Below are 13,919 nucleotides of genomic sequence, written 5' to 3'. Positions count from 1 at the left end.
TGATGTAAAATAAAACAGCTTTTTTTAAGGTTTCGGCACATGCTTAAACACTTCTTCACTTTCAAAGAATTCAATTAAGCGGCTAATCCAATCATAGTAATCAAGACTTTCCTTGATTTCTGAAAGAAGCAGATTGATTTTATCTTCTGTCTCTTCTGGCAGGTCGTCCTGTTCAAGCAGCTCCAGCAATTCCTTGCACGTTTTCTTATGTGCCTTGCGGTTTTTGCTGACAACTCGGGACCAATTGGCTGCAAACAAGGAAATAAACGTTTGGTATTGATCTTGCTCAACGTCATATAGATCTTTACGTATTCCTTTTTCATAAACCTTTTCCGCAATATTCAAATCAAGCATTTCTCGAACGACTTGACTCATTCTCGTTTTGCTCATGCCTGTCGCCTCTGATAGCTCTCCAAGCGTCATTGGTTTACGGTTCATGTGAATGATACCAAGCACTCTACCCACTGTAGAAGAAAGACCAAAGGCATTCATGTTCTCGGCAGCTTTTTCAATATAATGATCCTGTGCTTTTTGAATGGCGCCTAACGCTTGCTTGTCCACTCCCCGATTCATCCCTTCACGACTGACAATTTGTAACACAATATATCATATACCTGTTTGTTGATGAAAACAATAAATATTGAGTATTTGCTCGTAATTTGGAGGAAAAAGGAGAGATCTCTATCTATCAGGCCGTTAACTGAAAATTTTAAATAAATGTTATGCAATACAAACACATCATAAACTTTTTATTTTATAAAGTTTGCACTATAATAAATAAGGTGTAAATTTTCTGAAAATATTGATCCGACTAATGGAGGTGTCTCATTTGCTGAAACTAGAGAATGTATCTAAGACGTATAAAGGCGGAAAAAAAGCTGTCAAAAATATTGATTTAGAAATAGCAAAAGGAGAATTTATTTGTTTTATTGGACCGAGTGGCTGTGGTAAGACAACAACCATGAAGATGATCAACCGACTCATCGAACCTTCCTCAGGAAAAATCTTTATCGAGGGAGAAAACATTATGAAAAAAGACCCAGTTCAATTAAGAAGAGAAATTGGCTATGTGATTCAGCAAATTGGACTGTTTCCCCATATGACCATCGCACAAAACATTTCACTTGTTCCGAAGCTGTTAAAATGGCCGGAAGAAAAACGAAAAGAACGGGCACGTGAACTGCTGAAGCTTGTCGACATGGGACCGGAATATTTAGAGCGCTACCCTCATGAACTCAGTGGAGGACAGCAGCAGCGCATCGGTGTTCTTCGCGCACTAGCAGCGGAACCCCCTCTGATCCTCATGGATGAACCGTTTGGCGCACTTGATCCAATCACACGAGATTCATTGCAGGAAGAATTTAAGAAACTGCAAAAAACGTTAAATAAAACCATCGTATTCGTCACACATGACATGGACGAAGCTATTAAACTAGCTGATCGAATTGTGATTTTAAAAGATGGAGAGATTGTCCAAGTAGGTACGCCTGACGATATTCTGCGGAACCCAGCCAATGAATTCGTAGAAGAATTCATCGGCAAAGAACGTCTGCTTCAATCAAATCCGAATATGGAACGTGTAGAACAAATGATGAACACGTCACCAGTCACCGTTACAGTTGAAAAAACATTAACAGATGCCATCTACATCATGAGAGAAAAGCGGGTCGATTCCTTGCTTGTAGTAGATGAACATCATGTGCTAAAAGGCTATATCGATATTGAAACAATCGATGCGAACCGCAGAAAAGCAGCTTTCGTTGGTGATATTTTAAATACAGAGTTCTATACCGTACAAGAAGGCGCACTTCTAAGAGACACTGTCCGGAAAATCTTAATACGCGGCATTAAATATGTACCGGTTGTGGATGCAGAAGGACACTTAAAAGGCATTGTGACACGAGCAAGTCTTGTAGATGTTGTGTACGACTCCATTTGGGGAGACGATACGCCGGCGGCTGTCACTGAAATGAAGTAAGGGAGGTGTACACATGGATCAAATCATCGACTTTCTAGAGAAAAATGGTGGGGAACTCCTCACAAAAATGTGGGAGCATTTATATATTTCCTTAATTGCTGTTGTGCTTGGTATTCTTGTTGCCGTTCCTTTAGGCGTGGTTCTCACACGAATGAAACGAGGCGCAGGTTTTATCATCGGTATCGTGAATATCTTTCAAACACTCCCTAGTTTAGCGATTCTTGCCTTTTTTATTCCTATTTTGGGGGTTGGGAAAATACCTGCAATCGTTGCTCTCTTTTTCTATTCGGTTTTACCTATTTTAAGAAATACGTATGCCGGGGTCCAAGGTGTGAACAAAAACTTGCTTGAATCCGGTAAAGGAATCGGGATGACAACATGGGAACAAATTCGTCTTGTTGAACTCCCGCTTGCTGTACCGGTCATTATGGCAGGTGTCAGAACGTCAACGATATATTTGATTGGCTGGACAACACTTGCAGCCTTTATCGGTGGAGGCGGTCTAGGTGACTACATTTTGATTGGACTTCAGCTGTATCAGCCGGAATTTATTATTGCGGGTGCGATACCAGTCACAATTTTAGCAGTCATCATCGACCTATCATTAATGAAGCTGGAGAAAAAAGTAACACCAAAAGGCTTAAAAGGATTGAAGGAAGTTTCATAAGGAGTTGGCTTATGTGAAGAATCGAAAAACAAAATGGATCAGTGCACTGCTTGCCGGATGCTTGCTATTGATAAGCGGCTGTTCACTTCCTGGACTAGCCGGCTCCTCAGGGGGCACGCTGCGAATTGGAGCACAAAACTTTACCGAATCAGAAATTATGGCCTATATGGTTGGCGATATGATCGAACATTACACAGATAAAAAGACGACCATTGTGAAAAACCTAGGTTCCAACACTGTGCAGCAGAAAGCAATGGAAAACGGAGATGTCGACATTTCTGCGACAAGATATTCAGGCACGGATTTAACAAGCACGCTTGGAATGGATGCGGAAAAAGACCCGGAGCGTGCGATGGAGATCGTCCAAAAAGAATTTAAAAAACGCTATGATTACAAATGGTTTGATTCTTATGGATTTGATAATACTTATGCCTTTGCTGTGACGCAGAAGATGGCGAAGGAAAACAAGTTAGAAACGGTCTCTGATTTGAAAAAGAATGCGAACAATTACCGGTTTGGTGTCGATAATATTTGGCTCAAAAAGAAAGGCGACGGCTATGACGGATTCGTGAAAACATACGGAATCAAATTTGGCAGCACGTATCCGATGCAGATTGGTTTAGTCTATGATGCATTAAAAAATGAAAAAATGGATATTGTGCTTGCCTATTCAACAGATGGACGAATCAAAGCCTATAATCTCAAAATCTTAAAAGATGATAAACGGTTCTTCCCGCCATATGATGCATCACCAGTAGTCCCGGAGAAAGTCTTAAAAGAAAATCCAGGGCTTGATAAGGTGATCAACAGGCTGATCGGAAAAATCGATACAGAACAAATGCAAGAGCTGAACTATCAAGTCGACGGGGAGCTTCAAGAACCAGCAACCGTTGCGAAGAATTTCCTGAAAAAACACAATTACTTTGAGTAAGATGGGGAGGTGTCAAGGCTGATGGACACACTGCAGCAATTATGGACGTATTATCAGCAGAACGGGTCATATGTGTTAGAAGAATTTTATAGGCATTTTCTCATGTCGGCGTATGGGGTGCTGTTTGCGGCGATTGTCGGGATTCCAGTAGGCATCTTTGTGGCGCATTACCGCAAGCTGAGCAATTGGGTCTTTGCCATTACCAATGTCATTCAAACGATACCGGCATTAGCGATGCTTTCTGTATTGATGCTTGTATTAGGACTTGGTGCAAATACAGTCATCCTATCACTCTTTCTGTATTCACTTCTGCCGATTATCCGAAACACGTATACAGGCATTGTCAGCATTGAACATGCCTATTTAGAATCAGGTAAAGCGATGGGCATGACGAAATGGCAAGTGCTGAGAATGGTTGAACTACCGCTTGCTTTATCAGTCATTATGGCTGGTTTAAGAACCGCACTTGTCATTGCCATCGGTATTACAGCGATTGGAACATTTGTGGGCGCGGGAGGTCTTGGCGATATCATCATCAGAGGATCAAACGCCACAAACGGAACAGCTATCATTTTAGCAGGTGCGATTCCAACTGCACTTATGGCTATTATTGCTGACCTTGTCATGGGCTGGCTCGAACGCTATTTAAGCCCGACAAACAAGAAAAAGGAAAGAAAAGCGTTAGCTGAAAAAAACATCACATCTGCTTAAGCGGTTGAAACAAAACCTCCCTTACATCTGTAAGGGAGGTTGTTTTATGAAGATCAGGCGGTTCGAATGCTGGTTTATGATTCAAGCGTGATCCATTCAGAGGACCACTTCGCAATTTCCTCAAAAACGGGTGCAAGTGAACGCCCCATATCTGTTAAAGAATACTCAATGCGCACGGGTGTTTCAGCAAAAACCTCCCGTTTTACAATACCTGCTGCTTCCAGCTCTTTTAATCTCTCAGATAATACTCTTCCGCTTAAATTTGTCAGAGCCGCCTCAATTTCACTAAAGCGCTGCTGACCTGAGAGAAGCTGAAAAACAATCAGTGCCACCCAGCGTTTACTCAATAACTCAACTGCTTTTTCAAACCGCGGGCACATGTCAGATTGATTCATCTTTCTTCACTCCAATCTGAACCCATTATACCGTAAATCTGCCATAAATCGGCGCAAAAAGCTTAAACATTTATGAGGACGAACGGCTGTTTAACATAAATAATAAATAGCGGTTGAGGTCCTCTATTTCTTTTTTCGAAAGGGTCGACCATATGTCACCATCAAATATTTCGAGATCAGTAAGTTCATATTGCGCTGCGGCTTCTTTTATTTTGGATAAAGAAAGATCATTTTCCTCGAGCTGTTGGACAGAAGTGGCTTCCTCAATATAGCCCGCAGCCTGCATCATGTCTTCATAAGGTACCTTTAACGCACCAGCTAGCTTTTTAATCGTAGGAGGTTTCGGAATGCCGCGTTTCCCGTTTTCAATACGAGATATACCGGCAGCGCTGACCTCAGAATACATCGCTAATTGGTTCACCGACAGCTTCTTTTCCTCACGTAATGCTCTTAAATATGCACCAAAGTTCATTAACGCAAAACCTCACATGGTTATAGATTCGATATGTCTATTTTACATGATTTGTTGACTATTGGCAATAAGTGCACCATGAAAATATTGACATTAGTTAATGGTGGATGTACATTAGGGTTATGCCCCGCTATTTGTTCACCTTTTTTGGTTGATGAGCGTGAGAAAGTATTCATTCAGCTGGCTGATGTCTTGTGCGGAGAGCCTTTCCCATTTGTCCCCGTCAAAAATGGGGAGATGTTCTACATCCTTTTGAAGCGCCGTTTGATAGATTTTTAACATGGACTCATATTTCGGTTTCATTTCATGAACTTGTTCCTGTTCAATATGACCGGCAAGCAGCATTAAATCCTCATAAGGCACCTTCAAGGCGTGTGCTAATTTTTTTATGGTTAACGGCTTTGGCACACCGCGCTTTCCATTTTCAATACGAGAAATTCCAGCAGCGCTTACACCTGAATACATGGCAAGCTGATTGACCGACATTTTTCTATTTTCTCTTAAAATGCGTAATTGTTCACCAAAGTGATTCATGACATCGAACCTCACATTTCAGTATATGACTTATTTTAGTATGATCATTGACCAAAGGAAATAGCAGAGGGGTAAAAGTGTTGACATAAGTTAATGAATCTACTTGATGTGAGAGCCTTACATGTTGTACATAATGATTCCATAGGAGGTTGTAATGATGGTCGAAAAGATTCAGATCAGGCGGGCTTTTGTCATGCAGTATATGATCGAGAACGATATGTCGTTAAATCAGCTCGCTGATGAAATTGGCATCTCTCCTGCCACACTTAGCAGGGTGTTAAATGGTCACCGAAAACCAGGACAGCTTGTCATTGGCAAAATGATTCATTACTTTGATAAAAAATTTGAAGATCTATTTTACTATGAAGATATTGACAAAAGTCAATAAATGATATCATCATATCAATCATCAAGGAGGAAATGTCATTGAAAAGGACTGGGATGGTCAGACACATTGATTCTCTCGGCAGAATTGTTCTGCCCTCAGAAATGCGCAAGGTACTCAATATTAAAGAAGAGCAGCTGTTAGAAATTTTCGTTGAAGATCAAACCATTATGCTGAAAAAATATGATGCAGATAAGAGCTGCCTGCTGACGGGACAAGTGACGAAGTACAACAAAAGCTATGGAAATGGGAACGTGATGCTGAGTCCTGAAGGAGCTGAACGTTTGTTAGTAGAATTAAAACAGCTATTGAAGGAAGAAGCAACTCATTAAAAATGTGTTTTTAACCGAAAAATTGCATATAAAAATGCTGCAGCCAGCACTTTGGAACGAAATTGTATCAAAATAACGAATCAAGTCGACAATATATAGGAAATCTTTATTTTGATGTTTCGTGACATGCACCTTGTTTTCATGTAAAATAAAGTTATGTGTACCAGTTTGTCTGGAGGTGTTTTCATGCACGCATTTGTTATCACATTACTCGTAATTGTCAGTATCGCACTTATCATCGTTGTATTACTACAATCAAGTAAAAGTGCTGGACTGTCAGGCGCTATTTCAGGTGGAGCCGAGCAGCTTTTCGGTAAGCAAAAAGCGAGAGGCCTTGACTTGATTCTTCACCGATTAACGGTTATTTTGTCAGTGCTTTTCTTCATCTTAACACTTGCATTGGCATATTTAGGCGTGTAAAGCGCGAGTAACAGAAGGTCTGATCTTTTTTCAGACCTTTTTTTATTATCAGCACTCTTTTGTGTTTGTTTCATACATACAAGTGGAAAATATAAACCATATCAGAAGGAAAGGAAGTCACATCATGAAAGTTGTTACACCAAAACCATTTACGTTTAAAGGTGGAGAAAAGGCGGTGCTTCTTCTTCACGGTTTTACTGGGAATACAGCCGATGTTCGAATGCTTGGCCGTTATTTGAACGAAAGAGGATATACATGCCATGCACCTCAATATAAAGGACACGGTGTGCCGCCAGAAGAGCTTGTCCATACAGGCCCGGCTGATTGGTGGAAAGATGTAGAAGAAGGCTATCAATTCTTAAAAGATGAAGGTTATGAGGAGATTGCAGTTTGCGGACTATCCCTCGGAGGAGTTTTTTCATTGAAATTAGGTTACACTGTACCTGTAAAGGGAATTGTACCTATGTGTGCACCTATGTACATAAAAAGTGAAGAAGTCATGTACCAGGGTGTACTAGATTATGCCCGTAACTATAAGAAATTTGAGGGTAAGTCAGAGGACCAAATTGAACAAGAAATGGAATCGTTCAAGAAAACACCAATGAATACACTGAGGAGCCTGCAAGAACTGATTGCAGATGTTAGAAACAATGTCGACATGATCTATTCACCTACTTTTGTTGTGCAGGCACGTCACGATCATATGATTAATACAGACAGTGCGAATATCATTTATAACGAAGTAGAGACAGATGATAAGCATTTGAAATGGTATGAAGAATCAGGCCATGTCATCACGCTTGATAAAGAGCGGGAGAAGGTTCATCAGGATGTCTATGCATTCTTAGAATCACTTGATTGGTCAATTTAAATATATAGGGGGTTAGAGTGTGCAAAAAGAAGAATTTATGGATGAATTACTCGCTTTTATGAAAGAAGAAGCGTATAAACCGTTAACTGTTCAAGAGCTGGAAGTCATGATGGAGATTACCAATCCCGATGATTATAAAGAGCTCGTCAAAGCACTTGTGACGCTGGAGGATCAAGGACTCATCGTTCGCACGCGCAGCGACCGTTACGGTGTACCAGAAAAAATGAATTTGGTAAAAGGAAAGCTGTCTGCTCATGCAAAAGGATTTGCATTTGTAACGCCTGAAGAGTTTGGACAGGATGATATTTTCATTCCGCCAAATGAGTTAGGCACAGCGATGAATGGCGATACCGTCATGGTTCGTGTCAGCCACAAATCAAACGGCACGAAAAAAGAAGGAACTGTCATCCGTATTCTCGAGCGTAATACTCAGACGGTTGTCGGTACCTATACAGAAACGAAAAGCTTTGGCTTTGTCATTCCTGATGATAAAAAAATCACAAACGATATCTTCATTCCGAAATCCGCTAAAAACGGTGCGGTCGAAGGGCATAAAGTCGTTGTGACGCTGACAAGCTATCCTGAAGGAAGAATGAGTGCAGAGGGTGAAGTGACTGAAATCCTCGGTCATAAAAATGACCCTGGCATTGATATTTTGTCGATCATTCATAAACACGGTCTGCCAGGTGAGTTCCCAGAAGAAGCACTTCAGCAGGCAGTAGACACACCGGAAACGATTGATGAAAAAGATCTTGAAGGCAGACGCGACTTGCGCAATGAAACGATTGTGACGATTGACGGTGCAGATGCGAAGGACTTAGATGATGCCGTAACTGTGCAAAAGCTGGATGATGGCAAATATAAGCTTGGCGTACACATTGCAGACGTTTCTCATTATGTCACAGAGAATTCCCCGATTGATCAGGAAGCTTATGAACGTGGAACGAGTGTGTATCTCGTCGACCGCGTCATTCCGATGATTCCGCATCGTTTGTCAAACGGTATTTGTTCATTAAATCCAAAGGTCGATCGTCTCACCTTGTCTTGTGAAATGGTTATTGATCGTAACGGGAAAGTCGTCAAACACGAGATTTTCCAAAGTGTGATCAAAACGACAGAGAGAATGACCTATTCCGATGTGAATAAGATTTTAGTCGACCAAGATGAAGAGCTTCTAAACAAATATGAGCCGCTTGTTCCGATGTTCCAAGAGATGGAGAAGCTTGCAGAGATTCTTCGTGACAAACGAATGGAGCGCGGAGCTGTAGACTTTGATTTCAAGGAAGCAAAAGTACTTGTAGATGATGAAGGCGCAGCGAAAGACGTTGTCATTCGTGAGCGTTCCGTTGCAGAGAAATTAATTGAAGAATTCATGCTTGTTGCAAACGAAACGGTTGCAGAGCATTTCCACTGGATGAATGTTCCGTTCATTTACCGAATTCACGAAGAACCAAATCCTGAGAAGCTTCAGCGCTTTTTAGAGTTCGTGACGACGTTTGGTTACATTGTGAAAGGGACGTCAACGAACATTCACCCGCGCGCACTTCAAAGTGTCCTCGATGCTGTCAGGGATCAACCAGAAGAAGTCGTCATTCAAACTGTGATGCTTCGCTCTATGAAACAGGCGAAGTATGATCCAGAAAGCATTGGCCATTTTGGATTATCAACGGAATTCTATACACACTTCACATCACCAATCCGCCGTTACCCGGATTTAATCGTGCATAGACTGATTAGAACCTATTTGATTCAGAAAAAGACAGATGAAGCGACCTTAGAAAAGTGGGGCCAGCTGCTGCCTGAAATCGCAGATCATGCATCTACAATGGAGCGCCGCTCAGTCGATGCAGAGCGTGAAACAGATGACCTGAAAAAGGCAGAGTTTATGCTAGATAAAATCGGTGAAGAGTTTGATGGCATGATTAGTTCCGTGACGAACTTCGGACTATTCGTTGAACTGCCGAATACGATAGAAGGTCTTGTCCATGTCAGCTACATGACTGACGACTACTATCGCTTTGATGAACAGCACTTTGCTATGATCGGTGAACGTACAGGGAATGTCTACCGTATCGGTGATGAAATCACTGTCAAAGTCGTGAATGTCAATAAAGATGAGCACTCAATTGATTTTGAAATCGTCGGGATGAAAGGCACTCGCCGTAAATCTCCAAAAGATTTCAAGTTCAAAAAACGGACAGATCCACCAGCGAAAAAAGGCCGTGGAGGTCAAAAAGCCTCTGGGGAAAAAGGCAAAGAGGATAAAAGCGGAAGTGACTGGTTCACAAACCGTAAAAAGAAGAAAAAGAAAAAACGCGTATTTGAAAACGCACCGAAACAAAAACGCAAAAAGAAAAAGTAACGTGCCAAAAAGCAAATAGGGCATCCCGCTCTATTTGCTTTTTGACCACATGGCGTCAGCATTGTCGAAAGCTGGATTGTTTGATAAAATAATCCGTACGATTTGGACCGTGTTTGTGTCAAAAGGAGGGTGTACGCCAATGCCAAAGGGAGAGGGAAAAGTTGTTTCCCAAAACAAAAAAGCAAATCATGATTACTTTATAGAAGAAACATACGAAGCCGGCCTAGTATTACAAGGAACTGAAATCAAATCGATTCGTGCTGGAAAAGTGAATTTAAAAGATTCCTTTGCCAAAATCGAGCGAGGAGAAGTGTTTCTTCATAATATGCACGTGAGCCCATACGAACAAGGGAACCGTTATAACCATGATCCGCTGAGAACGAGAAAGCTGCTGCTTCATCGAAAGCAAATCAGCAAATTGATTGGTGCGACGAAGGAAGAAGGCTATTCACTTGTGCCTCTGAAACTCTATTTGAAAAATGGCTTTGCCAAAGTGCTGATCGGAATCGGAAAAGGGAAGAAGAAATACGATAAGCGTGAAGATCTGAAGAAAAAAGATGCAAAACGTGAAATCGAACGTGCCTTCCGCGATCGTCAAAAGCAATTCTAGCCTGATGCTGATGGCTTGCTGAGAGCGGAAGCATTATGCTACAATATGTTATGCAGTAAACAATCATCGCTGTTTTGACAGAAACCACCAGTTGTTTCGAGCAGTGAGATTGTTATAATAGTTATATACGGAAGCAGTGAAGCTGAACTTCCATCCCGTATATCCCTTTTACAAGGGGACGTTACGGATTCGACAGGGATGGTTCGAGCTTAGGCTGCGAGCCGAGAGGCGATCTCGTTAACACGCACTTAAATGTAACTGGCAAAACTAAAAGTTTTAACCAAAACTTAGCACTAGCTGCCTAATAAGCGCAGCGAGCTCTTCCTGACATCGCCTATGTGTCTGTGAGGAGCCCAATGAAGTAGGCTACGCTTACGTTTCCGTCTGAGGACGTAAGAAGAGATCCATCAGACTAGCTCTCCAAGCGCCCGTCAGCAGGCATGAGGATGAGTGAACACGTAAATATGTTGACTACGCTCGTAGACGCTTAAGTAATCGATGTCTCTGGACGTGGGTTCGACTCCCACCGTCTCCATCAAAACTTTTAGAATGCAGCCGTATCAAGAGTTTGAAAGCCCTTGATGCGGGTCTGGCAACATGAATAATTAAAAATGACGCTTGTTATAGCGTCATTTTTTTATTTTTTATAAGATTATATTAGCAAAAGTAAGAATGCAAAATGTATTCTTGTTATTTTTATTTCAAGTCGGTAAGAAATGTGGTTTTTTTATGTTAAGTATGATAAATTGTTGTATCATAGAAGTGAAAAGGTAAGGCATTATTAAATCAACAAATTATTCTATTGAGTCGTCTTTATAGACGAATCTTTTTTTTGAATAAAAACATGTTTTTGTTATAATATTTATTGTTTTTGAATTCAACTTAAGTGATGGAGAAATTGAAACATTACTATATTTTTATACAAAATTCGGAAGAGGGATCTTATGTTATTTACTATTGTTATTCCTTATAAGGATACCAATAAAAAGTATACTGATAACTGCATCAAAAGTTTAGATGATCAAATTTTTAAAGATTTCGAAGTGCTTTTTATTCATCAAGATAGTCAACATTTAGAAGAAATATTAGAGTCTTATTCCTTTAACTATAGAACCATCAATATGGGACTTCATACTAATCCAGGCATTAGTAGAAATAAAGGCATATTAGAAGCCCAAGGAGAATACATCTTGTTTTTAGATGCAGATGATTTCTTACATCCTAATGCACTTATATATGCGAAGCAAATTATTGATCAAGAACAAGTGAATGTATTCAAACTAAAAGTTAAAAAGACAATCGTAGATAGAAAAACAACATTAAAAGAAAAGAAGCAGGCTTTGTATCAGCATGATACTTTAGATAATTTAAGCCATGTTTTGAAAAAATTAAATGTTAATGCGGATGAAAACAAAGTCATGCAAATGCTTTTTGAGGAGAATGTGGTTTCGGCACATTATCATGAAATTGCAAAAGAAAAATTCTTTAAAAAGATATCCTACCAATTTAAATCACACGGATTCGTTGTGCAAAAAAAATATTTGCTGAACAAACAAATACAGTTTGATGAAAGCGCACCATTGTATAGTGATATTCCTTTCTTAATGAAAATTTACCAAGATGCTTTCTCTATTTTGGAGACTTCAATTTGCTTATACTATAAGCTGATTCATAATGATCCTATCAATTATGCATCACTTTCTCAAGAAGATCATGATCATCGATTCGAAGAATTGTTTCGAACATTAAGCAAGTCAATTGAACAATGTGATGATTTGGCTTTGGTTAAACAAGTAAAGGTTGAAGCAATTAGTCAATATTTGTATAAAGTTGTAAAAAGCCCAATATTTAAAGTAGGAACTGAACGATTAACGCCTATTTATCAGTACTTTCAAACCATTTTGAATGCAGAGTCAAATCCATTCAAATTGAAGAGAAGACATACAAAAGAGATTGATGCTATTAAGAATGGGAATTACAATAAGGCATATCGTCTAAGTAAAAAACGCGTTCTTTATTATACTCTATATCAGAGTATAAAACCGAAAAAGAAGAGAGCGAGACAAAGAACAGTTCAACAAATGTTTTTTTCTAGATTACCTATCAAACACCACACAATTGTTTATGAAAGCTTTTTAGGAAGAAACTACTCGGATAGTCCAAAAGCGATTTTTAAATATTTGCTGAAAAATGAACCAAACAAATGGAAGCATGTTTGGATTCTTAATGATAAAGAAATGGTATCAAATGAAGAAGAATTTCGGCATAAGAACGTCAAAGTGATTAAGCGATTTAGCTGGAAATATTTTTATTATGTCACCGTCGCCAAATACTTTGTTTTAAACATGAGACAGCCAAAGTGGCTTTATAAAAAAGATGAACAAATTATTTTATCCACTTGGCATGGAACACCACTGAAGAAATTAGTATTTGATATGGAAAATGTAGTATCTGCTAATCCCGATTATAAAAAGGAATTTTACTTGCAGTCACGTAAATGGGATTACTTAATTGCAGCAAACCGATATTCCGAAAAAATCTTTGAAAGTGCATTTATGTATCCGAAAGAAAATATATTAACTTATGGATATCCAAGAAATGATATTTTGAAAAACTTTACTGATGAGGATAAAGTCAAAATTAAATCGAAACTTGGTATACCTGCTGATAAAAAAGTTATTTTATATGCACCAACATGGAGAGATGATGAATTTCATAAAGCAGGTCAGTATAAATTTAATCTTACCTTAGATTTAAATTTACTAAAAGAAAAGTTAGGCGAAGAATATGTCATTATATTACGGATGCACTATTTTATTTCAGATAATATTGATTTAACTGGATTTGAAGGATTTGCCTTTGATTATTCCAAATATAACGATATAAATGATTTATATATTTCAAGCGACATCCTAATCACTGATTACTCGTCTGTATTCTTTGATTTTGCAAACTTAAGGCAGCCAATTCTTTTCTTTACGTATGATATTGATAAATACAAAGATGTGCTGAGAGGTTTTTATATTGATGTTGAAAAAGATCTACCAGGTCCATTATTGTATACGTCTGAAGAAGTTCTAAATAGCATACAAAACATCGAAAGCGTAAAAGATGCTTACAAGGAAAAATATGATGTATTCCATGAAAGATTCTGTTCATTAGAAGATGGTAGGGCAAGTGAGCGGGTTGTGAAGAAAGTATTTACGAGTAAATAAATTTAAATCAGATGATTACCTCTACTTGGTATAGAA

At 39.3% G+C, this 13,919-nt stretch carries 15 protein-coding genes and 1 other RNA gene; 12 read left to right on the top strand and 4 right to left on the bottom strand.

Annotated elements, in window-relative coordinates; translation table 11 throughout:
- Positions 1-24: 24 nt before the first annotated feature.
- Positions 25-561, bottom strand: coding sequence for a GbsR/MarR family transcriptional regulator (locus tag MHI08_RS15475; protein WP_024426065.1), 537 nt, complete (start codon positions 559-561; stop codon positions 25-27).
- Between the two features lie 268 nt (positions 562-829).
- Here MHI08_RS15475 and MHI08_RS15470 point away from each other — a divergent pair, with 268 nt between their 5' ends.
- From MHI08_RS15470 to MHI08_RS15455, 4 genes are read left to right on the top strand one after another with little or no spacing between them, the layout of a single operon-like run.
- The gene (locus tag MHI08_RS15470) at positions 830-1,978 is read left to right on the top strand and encodes a betaine/proline/choline family ABC transporter ATP-binding protein (protein WP_025094044.1); all 1,149 of its coding nucleotides are present in this window, start codon (positions 830-832) and stop codon (positions 1,976-1,978) included.
- A 13-nt stretch (positions 1,979-1,991) separates the two neighbouring features.
- Positions 1,992-2,645, top strand: a complete 654-nt coding sequence (locus MHI08_RS15465; protein ID WP_342499736.1) for an ABC transporter permease — start codon at positions 1,992-1,994, stop codon at positions 2,643-2,645.
- A 13-nt stretch (positions 2,646-2,658) separates the two neighbouring features.
- Positions 2,659-3,576, top strand: coding sequence for an osmoprotectant ABC transporter substrate-binding protein (locus tag MHI08_RS15460; RefSeq protein WP_041107821.1), 918 nt, complete (start codon positions 2,659-2,661; stop codon positions 3,574-3,576).
- 21 nt (positions 3,577-3,597) lie between these two features.
- Positions 3,598-4,287, top strand: a complete 690-nt coding sequence (locus MHI08_RS15455) for an ABC transporter permease (RefSeq protein ID WP_034280931.1) — start codon at positions 3,598-3,600, stop codon at positions 4,285-4,287.
- A gap of 74 nt (positions 4,288-4,361) precedes the next feature.
- Here MHI08_RS15455 and MHI08_RS15450 read toward each other — a convergent pair whose 3' ends face one another.
- The 3 genes from MHI08_RS15450 to MHI08_RS15440 all read right to left on the bottom strand — a co-directional run bounded on the left by MHI08_RS15450 (position 4,362) and on the right by MHI08_RS15440 (position 5,688).
- A complete protein-coding gene (locus tag MHI08_RS15450) occupies positions 4,362-4,682 on the bottom strand; it encodes a helix-turn-helix domain-containing protein (RefSeq protein WP_024423485.1) in 321 nt (106 codons plus the stop codon).
- Between the two features lie 70 nt (positions 4,683-4,752).
- The gene (locus MHI08_RS15445) at positions 4,753-5,154 is read right to left on the bottom strand and encodes a transcriptional regulator (protein ID WP_075621764.1); all 402 of its coding nucleotides are present in this window, start codon (positions 5,152-5,154) and stop codon (positions 4,753-4,755) included.
- 138 nt (positions 5,155-5,292) lie between these two features.
- Complete coding sequence (locus MHI08_RS15440) at positions 5,293-5,688, bottom strand: helix-turn-helix transcriptional regulator (protein ID WP_034280928.1); 396 nt, start codon at positions 5,686-5,688, stop codon at positions 5,293-5,295.
- A gap of 154 nt (positions 5,689-5,842) precedes the next feature.
- Here MHI08_RS15440 and MHI08_RS15435 point away from each other — a divergent pair, with 154 nt between their 5' ends.
- The 8 genes from MHI08_RS15435 to MHI08_RS15400 all read left to right on the top strand — a co-directional run bounded on the left by MHI08_RS15435 (position 5,843) and on the right by MHI08_RS15400 (position 13,883).
- On the top strand, positions 5,843-6,076 hold the full coding sequence (locus tag MHI08_RS15435) for a helix-turn-helix transcriptional regulator (RefSeq protein WP_024426059.1): 234 nt from the start codon (positions 5,843-5,845) through the stop codon (positions 6,074-6,076).
- 38 nt (positions 6,077-6,114) lie between these two features.
- Positions 6,115-6,405 (top strand): AbrB/MazE/SpoVT family DNA-binding domain-containing protein, encoded by a 291-nt coding sequence (locus tag MHI08_RS15430; protein ID WP_076840045.1) that lies wholly within the window; start codon positions 6,115-6,117, stop codon positions 6,403-6,405.
- 186 nt (positions 6,406-6,591) lie between these two features.
- Positions 6,592-6,825, top strand: coding sequence for a preprotein translocase subunit SecG (gene secG, locus MHI08_RS15425; RefSeq protein WP_003212746.1), 234 nt, complete (start codon positions 6,592-6,594; stop codon positions 6,823-6,825).
- Positions 6,826-6,949: 124 nt separating this feature from the next.
- Entirely contained in the window at positions 6,950-7,696 is a 747-nt protein-coding gene (locus tag MHI08_RS15420) for a carboxylesterase (RefSeq protein ID WP_076840043.1), read from the top strand.
- Between the two features lie 19 nt (positions 7,697-7,715).
- A complete protein-coding gene (rnr, locus tag MHI08_RS15415; RefSeq protein WP_041107812.1) occupies positions 7,716-10,058 on the top strand; it encodes a ribonuclease R in 2,343 nt (780 codons plus the stop codon).
- Between the two features lie 139 nt (positions 10,059-10,197).
- On the top strand, positions 10,198-10,668 hold the full coding sequence (smpB, locus tag MHI08_RS15410) for an SsrA-binding protein SmpB (RefSeq protein ID WP_012011279.1): 471 nt from the start codon (positions 10,198-10,200) through the stop codon (positions 10,666-10,668).
- Between the two features lie 174 nt (positions 10,669-10,842).
- Positions 10,843-11,206: a transfer-messenger RNA gene (gene ssrA / locus MHI08_RS15405) on the top strand.
- Positions 11,207-11,612: 406 nt separating this feature from the next.
- A complete protein-coding gene (locus tag MHI08_RS15400) occupies positions 11,613-13,883 on the top strand; it encodes a CDP-glycerol:glycerophosphate glycerophosphotransferase (protein WP_025094099.1) in 2,271 nt (756 codons plus the stop codon).
- The last annotated feature ends 36 nt before the right edge of the window (positions 13,884-13,919 follow it).

The organism is Bacillus sp. FSL M7-0791 (genome assembly GCF_038627085.1).
Taxonomy (GTDB): domain Bacteria; phylum Bacillota; class Bacilli; order Bacillales; family Bacillaceae; genus Bacillus; species Bacillus safensis.
Note: the sequence above shows the minus strand (reverse complement) of the source record. Positions and strands in the feature narration are given on the sequence as shown.